The sequence below is a fragment of the Actinoallomurus rhizosphaericola genome (genome assembly GCF_024055675.1).
Classification (GTDB): domain Bacteria; phylum Actinomycetota; class Actinomycetes; order Streptosporangiales; family Streptosporangiaceae; genus Actinoallomurus; species Actinoallomurus soli.
Genome location: NZ_JAMXMW010000009.1, coordinates 127,866 through 147,356, shown reverse-complemented (window position 1 = coordinate 147,356; position 19,491 = coordinate 127,866). Strand labels below are relative to the sequence as shown.

At 72.9% G+C, this 19,491-nt stretch carries 10 protein-coding genes; 7 read left to right on the top strand and 3 right to left on the bottom strand.

From position 1 onward, the window contains the following. The first annotated feature begins 3 nt into the window (after nucleotides 1-3). The 3 genes from NE234_RS21165 to NE234_RS45405 are packed head-to-tail and all read left to right on the top strand — an operon-like array spanning nucleotide 4 to nucleotide 12,070. Complete coding sequence (locus NE234_RS21165) at nucleotides 4-4,749, top strand: non-ribosomal peptide synthetase (protein WP_252782203.1); 4,746 nt, start codon at nucleotides 4-6, stop codon at nucleotides 4,747-4,749. Further along, the gene (locus tag NE234_RS21160) at nucleotides 4,746-10,841 is read left to right on the top strand and encodes a non-ribosomal peptide synthetase (RefSeq protein ID WP_252782202.1); all 6,096 of its coding nucleotides are present in this window, start codon (nucleotides 4,746-4,748) and stop codon (nucleotides 10,839-10,841) included. Before NE234_RS21165 ends, NE234_RS21160 begins: the two co-directional genes overlap by 4 nt. Next, entirely contained in the window at nucleotides 10,838-12,070 is a 1,233-nt protein-coding gene (locus NE234_RS45405) for a cytochrome P450 (protein WP_252782201.1), read from the top strand. Before NE234_RS21160 ends, NE234_RS45405 begins: the two co-directional genes overlap by 4 nt. Here NE234_RS45405 and NE234_RS21150 read toward each other — a convergent pair. From NE234_RS21150 to NE234_RS21140, 3 genes are all read right to left on the bottom strand, one after another. Next, nucleotides 12,030-13,379: a cation:proton antiporter gene (locus NE234_RS21150; RefSeq protein ID WP_252782200.1), complete on the bottom strand. Its 1,350-nt coding sequence runs from the start codon at nucleotides 13,377-13,379 to the stop codon at nucleotides 12,030-12,032. The genes NE234_RS45405 and NE234_RS21150 overlap by 41 nt on opposite strands. Before the next feature lie 15 nt (nucleotides 13,380-13,394). Then, nucleotides 13,395-13,892 carry a flavin reductase family protein gene (locus NE234_RS21145; protein WP_252782199.1) on the bottom strand — a complete coding sequence of 166 codons (498 nt, stop codon included), beginning with the start codon at nucleotides 13,890-13,892 and terminating at the stop codon, nucleotides 13,395-13,397. A 72-nt stretch (nucleotides 13,893-13,964) separates the two neighbouring features. Then, nucleotides 13,965-15,554: a tryptophan halogenase family protein gene (locus NE234_RS21140; RefSeq protein WP_252782198.1), complete on the bottom strand. Its 1,590-nt coding sequence runs from the start codon at nucleotides 15,552-15,554 to the stop codon at nucleotides 13,965-13,967. 143 nt (nucleotides 15,555-15,697) lie between these two features. Between NE234_RS21140 and NE234_RS21135 the strand changes: the two genes are divergently transcribed. From NE234_RS21135 to NE234_RS21120, 4 genes are read left to right on the top strand one after another with little or no spacing between them, the layout of a single operon-like run. Next, complete coding sequence (locus tag NE234_RS21135; protein WP_252782197.1) at nucleotides 15,698-15,955, top strand: acyl carrier protein; 258 nt, start codon at nucleotides 15,698-15,700, stop codon at nucleotides 15,953-15,955. A gap of 3 nt (nucleotides 15,956-15,958) precedes the next feature. After that, a complete protein-coding gene (locus NE234_RS21130) occupies nucleotides 15,959-17,308 on the top strand; it encodes a condensation domain-containing protein (RefSeq protein ID WP_252782196.1) in 1,350 nt (449 codons plus the stop codon). Nucleotides 17,309-17,332: 24 nt separating this feature from the next. Beyond that, nucleotides 17,333-18,241, top strand: coding sequence for an ornithine carbamoyltransferase (locus NE234_RS21125; RefSeq protein ID WP_252782195.1), 909 nt, complete (start codon nucleotides 17,333-17,335; stop codon nucleotides 18,239-18,241). After that, nucleotides 18,238-19,482: an MFS transporter gene (locus NE234_RS21120; RefSeq protein WP_252782194.1), complete on the top strand. Its 1,245-nt coding sequence runs from the start codon at nucleotides 18,238-18,240 to the stop codon at nucleotides 19,480-19,482. Before NE234_RS21125 ends, NE234_RS21120 begins: the two co-directional genes overlap by 4 nt. The last annotated feature ends 9 nt before the right edge of the window (nucleotides 19,483-19,491 follow it).

Here is a 19,491-nt window from a genome sequence, read left to right as displayed (position 1 = left end):
CCGATGTCCGATGAGGAGATCCGCCCGCTGCCCGGGCTCATCGCCGCGCAGGTCCGCCGGACGCCCGACGCCTTGGCCGTGCTCGGTCCGGGCGGGCGGCGCTCCTACACGTATCGCGAGCTGGAACGCCGGGCCGAGCAGGTGGCGGCGTTCCTGCGCGGCCGGGGGATCCGGCCGGGAGCGCGCGTGGCGGTGCGCATGGCGCGAAGCCCCGAGCTGATCGCGGCGCTGCTGGGCGTCTGGAAGGCGGGCGCGGCGTACGTGCCGATCGACCCGGCCGGTCCCGCCGAACGGTCGGCGCGGATCCTCGCCGACGGCGCCGCCGCCGCCGAGCTGACCCCCGAGCTCTTCGCCGAGATCCCGGACGGGCCCGCCCCGATCGCGGAGGACCCGGCCGGGCCGGTCGCCCACGTCCCCGCCGGGGGCGACGAGGCGTACGTGATGTACACGTCGGGCTCGACCGGGACGCCCAAGGGCGTGGTGATCACGCACGCCGGGATCGCCAACCGCGTCCTGTGGACCGTGCGGCGGCACGGGCTCGGCCCCGCGGACCGGGTGCTGCAGAAGACGACGATCGGCTTCGACGCCGCGGGCTGGGAGATCTGGGCGCCGCTGGTGAGCGGCGGCGTGGTCGTCCTCGCGCCGCCCGGAGCCGAGCGCGACCCCGCGGTCATGCTGCGCGCGGTCGCCGAACACGGCGTGACGGTGCTCCAGGTGGTGCCGTCCGTGCTCCGGCTCCTGGTGGAGGAGGACTGGACCGGCTGCGATTCGCTGCGGCTGCTGTTCTCGGCCGGGGAGGCGCTGCACGCCGAGCTGTGCCACAAGGTGCTCGCCAAGGTGGACGTGGAGCTGTGGAACACCTACGGCCCGACGGAGTGCTCGATCGACGTCACCGCGCATCGCTTCGACCCGGCACAGACCACGGGCCCGGTCCCCATTGGCCGTCCGCTGCCGGGCCTGCGGGTCGTCGTGCTGGACGAGCGCGGCCGGCCGGTGCCGATCGGCGTGCCCGGCGAGCTGTACGCGGGCGGGGTCGGCGTCGCGCTCGGCTACCAGGGGCGGCCCGCGCTGACCGCCGAGCGGTTCGTCCCCGACCCGTTCGGGCCCGCAGGGGCGCTGCTCTACCGGACCGGTGACCAGGTCCGCTGGCGCAGTGACCGGACCCTGGAGTACCTCGGCCGCCTCGACTCCCAGCTCAAGGTGAACGGGGTGCGCGTCGAGCCCGGCGAGGTGGAGGCGGCCCTGAGCGCGCACCCCTCGGTACGGGCGGCGGCCGTGGTCGCCGTCGACGGGAGGCTGGTCGCCTATGTCGCCGGAGCGGCGCCGTCGCGCGAGTTCCTGTTCGAGCGGCTGCCGGCGGCACTGGTGCCCGCGGTGTTCGTCGAGCTGGCGGAGCTGCCGCTCACCGCGAACGGGAAGGTCGACCGCGCCGCCCTGCCGGCACCGGACCTGAGCCGGCCGGCCTACACCGCGCCGCGCACGATCGCCGAGAAGGAGGTGGCCGGGGCCTGGGCCGAGCTGCTCGACCTGCCCCAGGTCGGTGTCCACGACGACTTCTTCCATCTCGGCGGCTCGTCGCTGCTGCTGACGCGGCTCGCCGGACGGCTGGGCGACGTGCCGCTGCCGGCCCTGTTCACCGCGACCACGGTGGAGGCGCAGGCCCGGCTGCTGGAGGACACGGCGGACGTCCCGCCGGTGACGCGGGTGAGCCGGAGCGCGCCGCTGCCGCTGTCGGTGGCGCAGCACCAGTTCTGGCTGCTGGACCGGATGAACCCGGGCGGTTCGGAGTGGAACGCGCCGCTGTTCGTCCGGCTGCCCGCGGCCCTGACGCCGCAGGACGTGGACGCGGTGCTGACCGCCCTGGTGGAACGGCACGAGATCCTGCGGACCCGGTACGTCGCCGACGACGGCGAACCGCGTCAGGTCATCGACCCGCCCGCCCCGGTCGGCGCGCGGGTCGTGGACGGCCCGGTGGACCTGGAGGACGAGCTGGGGCGCGGGTTCGACCTGGCCGAGGGGCCGGTGTGGCGGGCGGTGCTGTTCCGCAACCCCGGCGAGGGCCACCTGCTGGCGCTCGTCATCCACCACATCGCCTGCGACGGCTGGTCCTCGGCCGTGCTGGCGCGCGACATCCGCGACCTGGCCGAGGGCCGGCGGTCGGCTCCGCCGCCGATCCAGTACGCCGACTACGGGGCCTGGCACCGCAGGCACGGCGTCGACGAGAGCCAGCTCGCCTACTGGCGCGAACAGCTGGCCGGCCTGAAGCCCCTGGAGCTGCCCACCGACCGCCCGCGTCCCGCCCGCCGGGACGCCCTCGGCTCCGCGGTCACGTTCGCGGTGCCCGCCGAGCTCATGGCGGCACTGGAGACGGTGGGGCGCCGCCGGCAGGCGACCCCGTACACCGTGCTGCTGACCGCGCTGGCCGCCCTGCTGGGGCGGTACGGCGCGGGCTGGGACGTGCCGATCGGCACGTCGGTCACCGGCCGGACCCGCCCGGAGTTCCACGACGTCGTGGGCGTGTTCCTCAACACCGTGGTGATGCGCTGCGCGCTGGAGGCGGACCTCACCTTCGCCGAGGCGGTGAGCCGGATGCGCGACGTGACGCAGGGGGCGTTCGCGCACCAGTCGCTGCCGTTCGACTGGCTCATCGACGAGCTCCAGGCGGAGCGCGATCCGTCGCGGACGCCGCTGTACCAGGTGATGTTCAACTTCCACGAGGCGGGCCTGACCGGGGTGGCCAACGCCGCCGCCGACCTGGAGGCCGCGAGCAGGGCCTGGCGGGTCGCCCGCACCGATCTCACCCTGGTGCTGGAGCGGCAGGACGACGGCTCGGCCTTCGGGTTCCTGGAGTACGCGACGGCCCTGTTCGACCGGGGGACCGTCGAACGGATGGGGCGGCATCTCCTCGGCCTGCTCCGGGCGGTCGCGGCGGACCCGGCCGTACGCCTGGCCGAGCTGGACGTGCTGACCGACGAGGAACGGGCGCGGCTGGCCCGGCCCGCCGAGCGGCGGCCGGTCACCTGCGTGCACGGCGACATCGCCGGGTGGGCCGAGCGCGACCCCGACCGGATCGCGCTCGTCGGCGGGGGTACGTCGCTGACCTACGGCGAGCTGGACCGCCGCGCCGTACGGCTGGCCCACCGGCTGCGCGGCCTGGGCGTCGGGCCGGAGACCGTGGTCGGGGTCTCCCTGCCGCGCGGCACCGGCTTCGTGGTCGCGGCGCTCGGCGTGTGGAAGGCCGGCGGCGCGTACGTCCCGGTGAGCCCGGCCGACGCGCCGGAGCGCCGGTCGCACATCCTCGAGGTCACGGCGGCACGCGTGGTCATCGACGAGGACTTCCTCGCCGAGGCCGAGTCCGGCGCGGCGCCGCCGGAGACCGGACCCGGGGCGGGGGTGCCGCTGTCGGTGCCCGACCCCGGCGCGCTGGCCTACGTCATGTTCACCTCCGGGTCGACCGGCCGCCCCAAGGGCGTCCAGGTGGAGCACCGCTCGCTCGCGACCATGCTGGCCGCGGCGCGCGACAACCTCGCCTTCGGCGAGCGCTCGGCGTGGCTGGCGATGGCCGAGTTCACCTTCGACATCTCCTGCGTCGAGCTGTTCCTGCCGCTGTCGTCCGGCGGCCGTACGGTGATCGCGGACGCCGAGCAGGTCCTGGACCACGCGGCCCAGCTCCGGCTCATGGACGAGCACGCGGTGACCCACCTGCAGGTCTCCCCGCCGCACTGGCAGATGCTGATCGACGCCGGGTTCGGCGCGCGGGACGTCACCGCGATCACCGGCGGCGAGGCGACGACCCCCGCGCACCTCAGCGAGATCGCGTCCCGGGTCCGGGTGTTCTTCAACGAGTACGGGCTCACCGAGACGACCATCGCGGCCACCCGCTGGCGGGTCCCCGCGAACGCCGAGACGGCGTGCATCGGGCACCCGTACCCGCACGTGTCGGTGTACCTGCTCGACGAGGAGATGCGGCCGGTGCCGCCGGGCGCGATCGGCGAGCTGTACATCGGCGGCGCGGGCGTCGCGCGCGGATACATGGGCCGGCCGGGCCTCACCGCCTCCCGCTTCGTACCGGATCCCTTCACCGGAGGCGGGAACCGGCTGTACCGCACCGGGGACCTGTGCCGCGAACGGCCCGACGGCGCGCTCGTCTTCGCCGGCCGGGCCGACCGGCAGGTGAAGGTACGCGGCCGCCGGGTCGAGCTCGGCGAGATCGAGGCGGTGCTCACCGAGTACCCCGGCGTGCGGGCCGCGGTGGTCGCCCTGCGCGACGACCAGGTGGTGGCGTACTGCGTGGGCGAGGTGCCGGCGCCGGCCGAGCTGATCGCGCACGCCGGCCGCTTCCTGCCGGACTACATGGTGCCCGGCCGGGTCGTCCCCATCGACCGGATCCCGCTCAACCGCAACTCGAAGATCGACTACGAAGCGCTGTTCCGGCTGGAGCAGCCCCCACAGGAGAAACCAGATATGACCGGTGCGCCCAGGAACAGGGTTGAATACCGCATCGCCGGCCTGTGGGCCGACGTCCTCGACCGCTTCGTCGGCGTCGAGGACGACTTCTTCCAGGCCGGCGGCACGTCGATGCTCGCCACCCGGCTCGTCTCGGACGTCCGGCGGGAGTTCGGCGCGAAGATCTCGATGCGGGCGTTCTTCGACAACCCGACCATCGCCGGGATGGCCGTCCTCGTCGAGGAGGCCGTACGGGCCTCGGTCGAGGAGGAGCTGGCCGCGCAGGAGGGCAGCCCGGCATGAGCACCGTGGACCAGGTGGTCCGCGAGCGGCTGGAGGGGACGCGCCGTCCCGATCCGGGCGTCGGCCGGGCCGAACGCGGTGCGGAGGCGCCGCTGTCCTGGGGGCAGCGGCAGTTCCTGGCGCTGCACGCCGCCGCTCCGGAGAACCCGGAGTACCTCGTTCCCATGATGTTCCGGCTGCGCGGCGCGCTGCGCGTCCCGGCCCTGGCCGAGGCGTGGACGCGCCTGGTGGCCCGGCACGAGATCCTGCGCACCACCTACGCGTGGGACGGCGACGGGCCGCGGCAGCTGGTCCACGAGCCGGGCGCGGTGGACTTCGCGGTCTGCGAGGAGGGCGGCGCGGCCGACCGGGACGTGCGCACCCGGGAGATCTTCGAGCGGGAGACGGCCATCCCGATCGACCTGGAGCGGCGGGCGCCGCTGCGGGTGCGGCTGATCCGGTACGCGGAGGACGACCACGTCCTCCTCGCGCTCTTCCACCACATCGCCTGCGACGCCATGACGCACGGGATCGTCGCGGGAGAGCTGTCCGAGCTCTACGCCGCCGCCGTCGGGAACCGGCCGGACCGGCTGCCGCCGGTGTCCGTGCAGTACGCCGACTACGCGGCGTGGGAGCGTTCGCAGACCTTCGACCTCGGCTACTGGCGCGAGCAGCTCGCCGACCCGGTCCGGCTGGAACTGCCCACGGACCGCCCGCGCCCGGCGGAGCGCGACTGGACCGGGGCCACGGTGCCGGTCACCGTGCCCGGCGACGTGGCCCGGCGGATCCGCGACCTGGCCACGCGCCACGGCGCCACGCCGTACGTCGTGCTGCTCACCGCGTTCCAGGCGCTGCTCGCGCGCTACACCGGCACGCCGGACGTGGCGGTCGGCACGGCCGTCTCCGGCCGGAACCGCCCGGAGCTGGAGCGCCTCGTCGGCTACGCCTTCAACACGCTCGTGCTGCGCGCCCGGTGGGACGGCGGGAGCTTCGGCGAACTGCTGGCGGCCAACCGCGACCGGGTCCTGGACGCCCTGGACAACGCCGACACGCCGTTCCTGGCGGTCGCCGACGAGGTGCGCCCGTCCGGGGATCAGGGACTGTTCCAGGTGATGCTGGACCTGCGCGCCGGACCGGACCCGAGCCTGACGCTGCCCGGTGTCACCGCCGAACCGCTGCCGACGGGCAAGGGCGTCGCGCGGTTCGACCTGACGCTGCACCTGCGCGACGCGGAGGGGGCGATCTCCGGCGAGCTGGAGTACGCCACGGCGCTCTTCGACGAGGCGACGGCGGTCCGGATCGCCGAGCACTACGCCCTCTTCCTGGACCGGGCCACGGCGGACCCCGACGCCCCGGTCGCGCTCATCGACTTCCTGCCCGAACGGGAGCGGCGGTGCCTGCTCCGCGCGCCCGAACCCGCCGCCGGCCTGCGGTTCCGCCTCGCCGGTGCGCCCGACGCGGTCGCGGTGGCGGCCGGCGACGCCGAGGTGACCTACGCGGAGCTCGACGCGCGCGCGAACCAGTACGCCCACCACCTCCTGCGCGAGGGCGCCGGACCGGACTCGATCGTGGGCGTGCGGATGCGCCGCACGCCCGACATGGTCGCCTGCCTGCTCGGCGTGTGGAGGACGGGCGCCGCGTACGTGCCGATCGACGTCTCCTATCCCGAGGACCGCGTCGCCTACATGCTGGCGAACTCCGGCGCGACCGTCGTCGTGGACGAGGACGCCGACGTCGGCGCCCTGCCCACGACACCGGTCGCGTACGACGCCGACCCCGACAGCCTCGCCTACGTCATGTACACGTCGGGGTCCACGGGACGGCCCAAGGGCGTGGCGGTCACGCACCGCGGACTGGCCAACTACCTGGCCTGGGCGGTCAGCCGCTACGCGGGGCCCCGCGGCGGAGCGCCGTTCTTCTCCTCCATCGCCTTCGACCTGGGCGTGCCGAACCTGTTCGCGCCCCTGCTGGTCGGCCAGAGCGTCCGCCTGATCCCGGACGACTTTGACCCCGCCGAGCTGGGCGAACTGCTCGCGGCCGGCGCGCCGTACGGGTTCGTCAAGCTGACCCCCGGCCACCTGGACCTGCTCAGCCGGCAGCTGACGCCGGAGCAGGCGCGGTCGTTCGCGGACCTGGTCATCGCGGCCGGGGACGAGTTCCCGCACCGCCTCGTACGGCGCTGGGCCGAGCTCGGCGGGCCGCCACTGGCCGCGGAGTACGGCCCCACCGAGATCACGGTCGGCAACTCCGCGCAGTTCGACGTCGGCGAGTCGACCACCGAGCTGGTGCCGATCGGCGCGCCGATCCCCGGCACGACCATGTACGTGCTGGACGAGGCCATGCTCCCCGCGCCGGTCGGCGTGGTCGGCGAGGTCTACATCGGCGGCGTCGGCCTGGCCCGCGGCTACGTCGGCCGCCCCGGCCTGACCGCCGAGAAGTTCCTGCCGGACCCGTACGGCGAGCCGGGCTCGCGCCTCTACCGCACCGGCGACCTGGCCCGCGTCCTGCCGGACGGCTCGGTCGACTTCGCCGGCCGCGTCGACCACCAGGTCAAGCTGCGAGGCTACCGGATCGAACTCGACGAGATCGAGGCCGTGCTCACCGCCGACAGCGGCGTACGGGACGCGGTCGTCGCCCTGCGCGAGGACCGGCTCGTCGCGTACGTCGTCGGCGACGCCGAGCACGAGGGCCTGCGCCGGCGGGCCGCGCGTGCGCTGCCGTCGTACATGGTGCCGTCGGCGTTCGTCACGCTCGACGCGATCCCGTTGACGGCCAACGGGAAGGTCGACCGCCGGGCCCTGCCCGCGCCGGGGCGCGAGGCGCTGACCGACACCGGGTACGCGGCGCCGAGCGGTCCGACGCAGGAGCTGATCGCGCGGATCTGGTCCCAGGTGCTCAAGGTCGACCGGCCCGGCGCCGAGGACAGCTTCTTCGACCTCGGCGGCGACTCGATCAGCGCCGTGGGGCTGGCCGGCGCGCTGCGCGACGCGGGCTTCGACCTCGGCGTGAAGGACGTGTTCGCCGCGCGCACCATCGCCGCGCTCGCGGAGCTGGCCGACGGCGTCGGCGCCGCGGAGCCGTCGGACACCACCGTCGCGCCGTTCGCGCTGCTGGACCCCGCCGACCGCGCCGCCCTCCCCCCGGACCTGGCCGACGCCTACCCGATCTCGCTGACCCAGCGCGGCATGCTGCTGGAGATGCTCGCGGGCGGCGAGGAGAACCACTACCACAACATCACCGCGTTCCGGATCCTGGACGCGGTGCCGTTCTCCCTGGACGCCTTCCTCGCGGCCGCGGACCTGATCGTCGCGCGCCACGAGGTGATGCGCACCGCGTACGACCTCACCTCCTACTCGGTGCCGTTGCAGCTGGTGCGGCCGCACGCGGAGATGCCCGTCGGGTTCACCGACCTGCGGCACCTGGACCCGGACGCCCGCCACGCGGAGCTGCTGGCGCACTGCGCGGCGGAGCGCGCGGTGCTGTTCGACCTGGAGAACCCGCCGCTCATGCGGATGCACGTCCACCTGTGTGACGACGAGAGCTGGTGGCTGTCCATCACCGAGTGCCATCCGATCCTGGAAGGCTGGAGCTACCACTCCCAGCTCATGGAGATGCTGCGCGCCTACCAGCGGATCCGCGACGGCCTGCCGCCCGAGGACGCCGAACCCGTCGCCGCGCGGTACGCCGACTTCATCGCCACCGAGCTGAAGGCGCTCGACTCGGCCGAGGACCGGGAGTACTGGACGGGCGTCCTGACGGAGCACGGCAGGTTCACCGTCCCGGACGCGTGGGCCGACCCGGCGGGCGGCACGGAGCGCTACCAGCTCACGATCCCGCTGCACGACATCGAGGAGGCGCTGCGCGCGCTGGCGACGGCCGCCGACGCGCCGTACAAGAGCGTCCTGCACGCCGCGCACCTGTACGTGCTGAGCCGCCTGACGCCGGAGAAGTCGTTCCACAGCGGCGTCGTCTGCGACGGGCGGCCCGAGCTGCCGGGCTTCGACCGGGTCTCGGGGATGTACCTCAACTCCGTGCCGTTCCCGCACTCCCGTGGCGCGCGGAGCTGGCGGGAGCTGGTGCGGGAGACCTTCGACTCGGAGATCACGATGTGGCCGCACCGGCACTTCCCGATGCCGGCCATGCCCGCGCTGGCCGGCGGCGGACGGCCCGTGGACGTGCTCTTCCACTACCTCGACTTCCACCAGGTGGACCGGACGCTGGTGGACGTGGAGGCCTGCATCGACGACAGCCCCAACGAGTTCGGCCTCGTCGTCGGCACGCCGAACAAGGGCAACCTGAGCATCGCGAGCACGCCCGCCGTGCTGAGCCAGGACAACGCCGCGCGGCTCGCAGGCCTCTACCGCGCGGTCCTGGAGGCGATGGCGGCCGACCCGGACGGCGACCCCCGGAGCCTCGCGCTGCCCGGATCGCCCCGCCTGCACGGCGCCGAGCGGGAGCCCGGCGACCTCGGCGACCTCCTCGCGAACGGGGACCCGGACGCCGTCGCGGTGATCGCGGACGGCCGGACCCACACCTTCGGCGAGCTGGCCGACCGCGCGAACCGGGTCGCGTCTCACCTGCGCGAGCGCGGCCTGGGAACCGAGTCCACCGTGGGCGTCCTGCTCGACCGGGGCTTCGACCTGGTCGCCTCGGTCGCCGGGGTGCTGAAGGCCGGCGCGGCGTACGTCCCCGTCGATCCGGCGCACCTCACGGACGGGCCGGTCGAGGCATTCGGCGGCACCGCGCTCGTGCTCACCTCGGCGAAGCACGCCGGCCGGGTACGGGAGGCCGAGCCCGTCCTCGTGGCGGAGCTGCCCGAGGCACCGTCGGTCGCTCCCGCGACGGATCCCGACGCGGCGGCGTACGTCATCCACACCTCGGGCTCCACGGGCCGGCCGAACGCCGTCACGGTCACGCGGCGGGCCCTGGCGAACTACCTCGACTGGGCCGTCACCACCTACGCCGGGAGTCCCGGCGGGGCGCCGGTCTTCTCCTCGATCGCCTTCGACATCACCGTGCCGAACCTGCTCGCCCCGCTCCTCGCCGGGCAGCCGGTGTGCGTGCTCCCGCAGGACCTGGACCCGGCCGACCTCGGGCCGGAGCTGCTCCGGCACGCGCCGTACGGCTTCGTGATGCTGACCGCGAGCCACCTCGGCCTCCTGCTGGACCGGCTCGGGCCCGAGGCGACCAGGGGACTCGCCGGCGTCCTGGTCTCGGCCGGCGAGGCGCTGAACCCGTCCATCGCCGGGCGGCTGCCCGGACTGCGCGTCGAGTACGGGCCGACGGAGGCGACCGTCGGCGTCTGCGGCGAGCGCGTCGACGGCACCATCACGGCGCCGCTGGGCGCGCCGATCCCCGGCACGGTCGTCCAGATCCTCGACGCCGAGCTGCTCCCGGTGCAGACCGGAGTGGTCGGCGAGCTGTACGTCGGCGGGGCCGGGCTCGCGCGCGGGTACGCCGGCGCGCCGGGCCGGACCGCCGAGCGCTTCGTGCCCGACCCGTACGGCCCGCCGGGCGCGCGGCTGTACCGGACCGGCGACCTCGCCCGGATGACGCCGGACGGCCGCCTGGAGTTCGCCGGCCGGACCGACGACCAGGTGAAGGTGCGCGGCCACCGGGTCGAGCCCGCGCAGGTCGAGGCCGCCCTGCTGGCCGATCCGCGGGTCGAGCGCGCCGCCGTCGTGCTCCACGACGGGGCGCTCGTCGCGTACGTGGTCACCTCGGCGGACGCGGAGGACGTCCGCGGCGCGCTGACCCGTGTCCTGCCGGGGTACCTGGTCCCGGCGGCCGTCATCGTCCTGCCCGACCTGCCGCTCACCCGCAACGGCAAGCTGGACCGCAACGCCCTGCCCGCGCCTCCGCGACCCGGCGCCGGCCGGGGCGGGCCGCCGGCGAGCGACGCGGAACGGATCCTCGCCGAGATCTGGTCCCGCCTGACCGGCGCGCCGGTCGTCGGTGTCGAGGACCGCCTGTTCGACCTCGGCGCGGACTCCCTGCTGATCCTGCAGGTGCTCGCCGAGGCGGAACGACGGGGCCTGGACCTGCCCCGCGGCCTCCTGCGGGCCAACGCCACGCTCGGACAGATCGCCGCCGAAGCCCAGGAGATCCAGTGACGAACACCTCGCCGGCCGGCGTGAAACCGGCCGCCGCCGACGTCGAGGCGCTCGACCTCGACGCCGTGGACCTCTCCGACGTCACGACGTTCCGCGACATCGACCTGGTCGCCCTGTGGCGCCGCTTCCGCGACGAGCGGCCGGTCCGGTTCCAGCCGCCGCGCGGCGACCGGCCGGGGTTCTGGGCCGTGTCCCGCTACGCGGACGTGATCGCGGTCTACCGCGACCACCGGAGCTTCACCACCGAGCGGGGCAACCTGCTCACCACGCTGCTCACGGGTGGCGACTCGGCGTCGGGGAAGATGCTCGCGGTCACCGACGGGCAGCGGCACCGTGAGGTCCGGCAGCTGATGCTCAAGGCCTTCTCCCCGCGGGTCCTGGGCCACGTCGCCGAGCGGATCAAGGTGCGCATCCGGCGTCTCGTCGCCGAGGCCATGGAGCGCGGCGAGTTCGACTACGCCGTCGACGTCGCCGAGCAGATCCCCATCGGCACCATCTGCGACCTGCTCGACATCCCCGAGGGGGACCGGCAGGAGCTGCTCGGCCTGAGCAAGTCGGTCCTCAGCTCCGACACGGCCGCGCCCGACCAGACCGAGATGGTCCTCGCCCGCAACGAGATGCTGCTGTACTTCACGGACCTGGCCGCCGAGCGCCGCGAACACCCCGGCGAGGACGTCGTCAGCACCCTGGCGACGAGCTTCCTCACCCACGAGGAGGTGGTCTACAACTGCTACAGCCTCATCATCGGCGGCGACGAGTCCAGCCGGCTGAGCTCGACCGGCGCGATCCACGCCTTCGCCGGGCACCCGGAGCAGTGGGCGGCGCTGAAGAACGGTGACGTCTCGGCGGAGTCCGCGGTGGAGGAGATCCTGCGCTGGACGACGCCGGCCATGCACTTCGGCCGCACCGCCCGCGTCGACGTGGAGGTCGGCGGCACGCTCATCCCGGCCGGCGACGCCGTGACCGTCTGGAACACCTCGGCCAACTACGACGAGCGGGTGTTCCCCGAGCCGGAGCGGTTCGACCTGGCGCGCACCCCGAACAAGCACCTCACCTTCGGTCACGGCACGCACTTCTGCATGGGCGCGTTCCTCGGCCGGGAGCAGCTGCGGGCGATGGTGGAGACGGTGCGCGAGACGGTCGGGGTGATCGAGCTGCTCGGCGAGCCGCAGCAGGTCTACTCCAACTTCATGTACGGGTACTGTCGTCTGCCGGTGGCGTTCCGGTAGAAGAGGAGCGGAGCCACTCGTCCATCTCGGCCTCGCGCAGGCGTTCCTCGGCGCTGTCCCCCTTCGCCACCGACCGGCGCAGCAGCGGGGGAGCGAGCAGGGACGTGGCGATCCCGATGAGGACGATGACCGTGGCCCCCGCCGGGCTGACCACACCGAGCCGGAGTCCGGTCGCGGCGATGACGATCCCCACCACGCCGCGCGAGTTCAGGCCGGCGCCGAGCGCGACGCGCTCCCAGCGCGGCAGGCGGCAGGCCGCGCCGCCGAGGTGCGCGCCGGCGAACTTGGTGGCGACCGCGACCGCCAGGACCGCCAGGAACGCGAGGAGGATCGGGAGCCGGCCGAGCACCGTCAGGTCCATCTTGAGGCCGGCCGTGGCGAGGAAGATCGGTGCCAGGACGGACATGACCACGGTCTCCAGGCCCGCCAGCCGCTCCCGCGCCTCCGACCCGGCGGCGCTGATCAGCACCCCGCCGATGAAGGCGCCGAACACCGGATCGAGCCCGAACGCCGCCGTGGCCGACGCGCTCAGGAGCATCACGCCCACGGCGACCGCGGTGGCCGGGCCGGGACCGGAGGCGAGACGGAACGCGTACCGGACGACGCGCCGCCCGGCGAACGCCATGACGAGGATGAATCCGACGAGGTAGCAGAGCGTCATGGACACCCGGCCCGCGATCGCGCCGTCGCCCGCCATGGCCGCGACGATGGACAGCAGGAACCACCCGAACGCGTCGTCGACCACCGCCGCCGCGATGATCAGCTGACCGATGTCCCGGTGCAGCAGCTTCATGTCGGCCAGCGTCTTGCTGATCACCGGGATGGCGCTCGCGCACAGCGCGGTCCCGATGAACGCGGCGAACGCCGTGGTCGAACCGTGGACCCCGTGCAGGGCGGACGGCAGCAGGAACCCGGTCGCGAGGCCGGCGCCGAGCGGTACCACGAGCGAGGCCCCGCCGACCCAGGCCGCCGCACGGGCCCGGCGCCGCAGGAGGGACAGGTCGAGGTGGGCGCCGGTCAGGCCGACCAGCAGGACCGACCCGAGCAGGCTCACCGCGTCCAGCAGGCCGCTCTGGCCGGCCCGCGGCGGGAACAGCCAGCCGGAGACGTGAGGCAGGGCCTGACCGAGCACCGTGGGGCCGAGGAGCACGCCGGTGACGAGTTCTCCGGCCACGGCGGGCAGCCCGACGCGCTCGGCCAGCCGGCCCATGCCCAGCGCCGCCAGGGCGAGTAATGCCAGTTGAAGCAGGAAGACGAGGCTCTGATGCGAGGAGAGGGACGGCGGAGTGGTCGTCAGGGCGAGAGGCATTGACACCTCGAATCGTCAGATCCCTCGGGACAGGAGCACGGAGGCGGGCCACTGCGCAAACTCCCGCAAACCGTACATCAGAGGTCGGACATCGCCACGTTCGTTGATCCGGGTGACCTGCCCGTAGACGACGGTGTGGTCACCGATGGTGGTCTGGTGCAGCAGGCGGCAGTCCGCGGTGCTGTGGGCGACGTCCTCCAGGTGCGGACCCTCGGCGCCCGGGTTCATCGTCCAGCGGACGCGCTGGAAGCGGTCCGGGGCGCCGGAGGCGAACAGCTCGGCGGCCGCCTGGGCGTCGGCCCGGAGCAGGTTGAGCGCGAAGCCGCCGTGCTCCAGGATCGCGGTCAGCGTCGGGCTGCCCCGGCGCAGGCACACCAGGAGGCACGGCGGGTCCAGGGCCACGCTCGCGATCGAGGTGCAGGTCATGCCCCACGGCCGGTCGTCGGCTCCGACCGCGGCCACGATGCCCACCCCGGTCGGGAACGCCGCCATCATCGTGCGCAGATCACCCATCACGGTCCCTTCCACGGCCGGCGGGGGACGTACGCCCCCGCCGGGCCCGTGCGCATGGAACGGCGGCCACCCTCACACGTTGTGGAGCTGCCGCAGGTAGTCGTAGTTGCTGGGCAGGGTGGTGACGAGCTCCTGCTGCTCCTGCTTGACCTTCTCGAACAGCGGCGCCGCGCCCTCCACCGCCGACGGCCGGTGCGCCAGTGACGGCAGGACCTGGTCGGGGAGCAGGCCGAGACCGGTGAAGATGCAGTAGTAGCTGCCGTTCGTCCAGAAGTTACGGAACTCGGCCTCGAAGTTGCCGTAGTAGCCGTCCTCGCTGGTCGTCGGGGCGTTCACCGGCAGGCCCGCCCGGTACATCGCGACCTTCTCCTGGATCGCCTCCGGGAGGTGCAGTTCCTTGTTCGCCTGCCAGAACGGCGTGTCCGCGCGCGGGGCGAAGTAGAAGTGCGCCTGGATGAAGTCCCGGGTGTCGTCGAACATCGTCTCGATCTCGGTGTTGAACCGGTCGATCAGGATCGGGTCGAAGTTCTTGTTCGGGAAGTGCTTGGCCAGGTGGTAGATGGCGGCGGTGATGAAGTAGATCCCGGTCGACTCCAGCGGCTCCAGGAAGCAGGAGGCCAGGCCGATGCTGACGCAGTTGCGCACCCAGGCGCGGCGGTTGCGCCCGACGCGGAAGCGGACCTGGTTGAACTGCGTGTTCTCCGGGTCGATCCCCCACATCTTCGCGAACTCCAGCGTGGCCTCGTCCTGGGTCGCGAAGCGGCTGGAGTAGACGTAACCGGTGCCGTGCCGGCCGAGCATCGGGATCTTCCACGACCAGCCGGACTTCATCGCGATCGCCGAGGTGTACGGCTCGACGCCGGTCTTCTCGTCGTCGTTGGGGAGCGAGGTGGCCACGGCGCGGTCGTTGATCAGGTGGTCGCTCATGTCCATGAACGGCTCGCGCAGGGCCTGGTTGATGAGGAGGCCGCGGAAGCCGGAGCAGTCGATGAACAGGTCGCCTTCGAGGACCTGGCCCGACTTGGTGTGCAGGGCGGTGATGAAGCCGCGCGAGTCCTGGTCGAGGTGCGTCATCTCGTCCTGGACGTGGATGACGCCCTGCTTCTCGGTCGCGAAGCGGCGCAGGAAGTCGGCCACGAGGTGCGCGTCGAAGTGCCAGGCGTAGTTGGTCGCCCGCCGGCCGTCGAGCCAGCGTGGCGCCCGGTTGGCCTGCATCATCGGCGGCTCGCGGAAGCAGGCGTAGTCGAACGGCTCGTCGGTGCGGCCGGCCTGGAAGTCGTTGAACCAGTAGTGCGACAGGGGGACGCCGTCCTGGGAGGGCAGCAGCCCGAAGGGGTGGAAGAAGTGGTCGGTGCGCGAGCCCAGCGGCCGGGCCTGCGTGCTGCTCTCGCCCGGCGTGCGCCAGTTGATGAATTTGACGGCGGTCTTGAATGCCGCGTTGCATTCGGGCATCCAGTCCTCTTCCCGCAGGCCGAGGAAGTCGAAGAACGCCCGCTGGAGATTGGGGACCGTGGCCTCTCCCACGCCGATGCGGGGGATCGCGGGGGCCTCCAGCACGGTGATCTTGACGTTCTCCTCGAGCGCCTTGCCCAGGTACGCGGCCGTCATCCAGCCCGCCGTACCGCCGCCGAGGATCACCACGTTGCTAATTCGATTGTCCATCGATGACCGTACCTTCCCTATTTAGGCGGCAATAGGTGTTTATCGTGTATTGGATCGCTATATCTGCCCTATAGGTGGCCGATATAGGCCGCGTATAGGTGGTCGGCCGAAAATTGACGCCGATTATCGAAAGGGAGGCGCGCATGGTCGAGCGAGCTGTCGCTCTCGACGAGCCGCTTCGCGCGGAGATCAAGGACATCGTCTGCGACATCCTGAAGACGAGCCCGGACAACGTCACGCTGAACAGCCGGTTCATCGAGGACCACGGCGCCGACTCGCTGCAGTACGTCGACGTCCTCGCGTCGATCGAACGGGTCTGCGGGGTCCTGATCGATCCGGAGGAGATGGTCCGGATGACCACGCTGGCCGGCATCTACGCCGTCATCGAAGAGGCGCTGTAGGACATGCCGGTCGTTTCCAAGCCGCTGTCCGTCATTCAGCAGACCATGTGGCTGGAGCATCGGCTGGCCCCGGCGAGCGCGGCGTACAACCTGGTGCTCGCGATCCGCATCCGTTCCCCGTACGACGTCGCGGCCCTGGAGCGGGCCGTCGAGGCGGTGGGCGCGCGGCACGAGCTGCTGCGGACCCGGTTCGTCGAGCTCGACGGTGAGCCGCGCCGGGTGCCGGCCGGCGAGCCGCTCGCCCGGCTGGAGGTCCAGGACGTGACGGCGGCCGGCCTGCGCGCCGCCGCCCGCGCCTACGTCGACCGTCCCTTCGACCTGGCCGAGGGCGCGTTCCGGGTCGGGCTGCTGCGGCTGGCCCCCGACGACGCCGTGCTCCTCCCGGTCGCGCACCACATCGCCGGTGACTTCGCCTCCCACTGGCTGATCGTGCGCGACCTGCTGGCGGCCTACGGGCAGGGCCGCCTGCCGGAGCCGTCCGGCGACTACGACCTGTTCGTCGACGAGGAGGCCCGGGTGGTCGCCTCGGCGGTCGGAGCGCGCTCCCGCGCGTACTGGGCCGAGCGGATCGAGGGTGCGTCGGCGGCGGAGCTGCCGGCCGACCGGCCGCGCCCGGCGCTGTCCCGGCACGTGGGCGCCACCCGCAAGGTCCGGCTGGCCGCGGACGTCGCCGAGCGGCTGCCCGGCGCCGCCGAGGCCGCGGGCGTCACGCCGTTCGCCTACCTGCTGGGGACCTTCGCCGCCCTGGTCCGGCGGTACTCCGGGCGGGACGACTTCCTCATCGGCTGCCCGGCCACCAACCGGATGGGCCGCGAGCTCCGGGAGGTCGTCGGCGCCTTCGTCAACCCGGTGCCCATCCGGGCGCGGTTCACCCCGGCCACGACGTTCCGGGACGCGATCGTCTCGGCCGGTGCGCAGATCCGCGCCGGAATGCTGCACGTGCGCTACCCCTGCGGGCTGCTCGGCGGCGGCGCGCCGCTGTTCCGCCTCGCGGTCCTGCTGGTGGCGATGGACCGGCGCGAGCCGAACATCCCGAACGCGGCCGCCGGCGAGGACACCGGCCCGACGGTCGAGTACGGCGGCCTGACCGTCGCGCTCATGGACGTCCCGTCGCAGGAGGGGCAGCTGGACCTGGTCGTCCGGCTCGAACAGAGCGACGCGGGCATCGACATAGTCTGCGCGTACGACTCGGACCTCTTCGACGCCGCCACCATCGACCGCTTCGCCGAGCACTACCAGCGCTTCGTCCGCGCCGCGGTCACCGACCCGGACGCCGTCGTCGCGGACGCGGACCTGACCGGGGACGACGAGCTCGCCGCGCTGCTGGCCCTGGGCGGAGTATGGAACGCGTAGATGCCGCCCCATTACCAAGGACGCATGAGACATCTGATCTCGGTATCGGACCTGCCCGACGACGATCTCCATGACGTGGTGGCACGTGCCGTGCGGTTCGCCGCCGGGCACCGCGAACGCAGCCTGGCCGGGCGGATCGTCGGCACCTACTTCCGCAAGACCTCGACCCGTACCCGGACCGCGTTCACCGCGGGCGCGCTGCGCCTCGGCGCGCAGGTGATCGCCTACGGCCCGGAGGACATGCAGCTGGTCACGGGGGAGACCGCCGAGGACACCGGCCGCGTGCTGTCCGGCATGATCGACGCCCTCGTCGCGCGCACCACGGGCAGCACCGAGGAGCTGCTCGCGTTCGCGGCGCAGGACACGATGGCGGTGATCAACGCCATGAGCGCCGCCGAGCACCCGACCCAGGCACTCGCCGACCTGACCACCCTGCAGGAGCACTTCGGCCGGATCGAGGACCTGCGCGTGCTCTACGTGGGGGAGGGCAACAACAGCGCCACCGCCCTCGCGCTCGCGCTCAGCCGGTACCCCGGCGTCCATTTGGAGCTGCGCACGCCGCCGGGGTACGGCCTGCCCGCCGAGTACACCGAGCGGGCGCGGGCGAACGCCGAGCGCAGCGGCGCCGTCGTCACCGAGCGGCACGACATGCGCGACCTGCCCGGCGACTTCGACGCCATCTACACCACGCGCTGGCAGACCACCGGAACGAGCAAACCGGACCCGGACTGGCGGCGGGTGTTCGCGCCGTTCCAGGTCTCCGCGGAGCTGTGGGAGACCAGCCCGAAGGCCGTCTTCATGCACGACCTTCCCGCGCACCGGGGCGACGAAGTGACCGCCGACGTGCTCGACGGCCCGGCCAGCGTCGCCTTCCGGCAGGCCGAGCACAAGATGCACAGCGCCATGGCGGCACTGGAGTGGTGCCTCGCGTGACCGCGATCGCCGACAAGACGCCGATGACCCTGCGGCGGAACCGCGACTTCGGTCTGCTGTGGGTAGGCGCGGGTTTCTCGTTCCTTGGCTCGCGGGTGACCGCACTGGTCTACCCGATGCTCGTGCTGTGGAGCAGCGGGTCCAAGACCACGGCCGGCCTGATCGGCTTCACCGCGCTCCTGCCGCAGCTGCTGATGCAGCTGCCCGCCGGGGCGTACGTCGACCGCTTCGACCGGCGCCGGCTCATGCTCGTCTGCGAGCTCGGCTGCGTGCTGGCCCTCGGCAGCCTCGCCATCCCGGTCGCCACCGGACGGCTCTGGATGCCGCACCTGTTCGCGGTGGCCTTCATCGAGGGCAGCCTGCTGGTCTTCTACCAGCTCGCGGAGCGCTCCGCCGTCCCGCATCTGGTGGTCGCCGAGCAGCTCGGCGCGGCCTACAGCCGCAACGAGGCGCGGACGCGCGGCGCCGCGATGATCGGCCAGCCCACGGGCAGCGGCCTGTTCGCGGTCGGCAACGCGATCCCCCTGGTCTTCAGCGTGGGGGCCCACCTGGTGTCGCTGGTGTCGCTGCTCGGCATCCGGACGCGGTTCCAGGTCGAGCGCGGTACGCCGCCGGCCGCCGTGCGCTCCGAGATCGCCGACGGGCTCTCGTGGCTGTGGCGGCAGCGCTTCCTGCGGACCGTCATGCTCGTCCTCGCGGGCACGAACATGCTCTACCAGATGCTGGTGTTCGCGCTGCTGCCGTTGTTCCGCGACGAGGGGCGGCCGAAGGGGCTGGTCGGGGTGGTCCTCGCCTGCTCCGCGGTCGGCGGCCTGCTGGGCGCGCTCACCGCGACCAAGTGGATGCGCGTCTGGAGCCTACGCCGCATCCTGCTCGTCGGAACAATGGTGTGGGCCATAGTGACTCCCCTCCTCGCCGCCGCACACAATGTCTTTGCAATGGGCGCGGTTTTCGCTGCTAGTGGCTATGTCGGGGGAGTGTTCAACGTGCCGGCGATCGTGTACGTCATGCGGATAACCCCACCGACGATGCAGGGGCGGGTCTCCAGCGTCGCGAACCTGGTGAGTTCCGGTGCGATGGCACTGGGCTGGGTGGCGGCGGGCCTTCTCCTCACGACTCTCACGCCGCGACAGGGCATTGCCGCGATAGGCGCGGCAATGGCGCTCATGGCGGTGCTCGCGATGTTGAGCCCGGCCATCCGCGGTGCCGACGGCGCCGCAGAGACCGAGCCACTCGCCTGACGAGAATCG

What these genes read in the sequence shown, in the direction of transcription:
- NE234_RS21165 (WP_252782203.1), top strand. Translation starts at nt 4, where the DNA reads ATGTCCGATGAGGAGATCCGCCCGCTGCCCGGGCTCATCGCCGCGCAG.
- NE234_RS21160 (WP_252782202.1), top strand. Translation starts at nt 4,746, where the DNA reads ATGAGCACCGTGGACCAGGTGGTCCGCGAGCGGCTGGAGGGGACGCGC.
- NE234_RS21150 (WP_252782200.1), bottom strand. Translation starts at nt 13,379, where the DNA reads ATGCCTCTCGCCCTGACGACCACTCCGCCGTCCCTCTCCTCGCATCAG.
- NE234_RS21145 (WP_252782199.1), bottom strand. Translation starts at nt 13,892, where the DNA reads ATGGGTGATCTGCGCACGATGATGGCGGCGTTCCCGACCGGGGTGGGC.
- NE234_RS21140 (WP_252782198.1), bottom strand. Translation starts at nt 15,554, where the DNA reads ATGGACAATCGAATTAGCAACGTGGTGATCCTCGGCGGCGGTACGGCG.
- NE234_RS21135 (WP_252782197.1), top strand. Translation starts at nt 15,698, where the DNA reads ATGGTCGAGCGAGCTGTCGCTCTCGACGAGCCGCTTCGCGCGGAGATC.
- NE234_RS21130 (WP_252782196.1), top strand. Translation starts at nt 15,959, where the DNA reads ATGCCGGTCGTTTCCAAGCCGCTGTCCGTCATTCAGCAGACCATGTGG.
- NE234_RS21125 (WP_252782195.1), top strand. Translation starts at nt 17,333, where the DNA reads ATGAGACATCTGATCTCGGTATCGGACCTGCCCGACGACGATCTCCAT.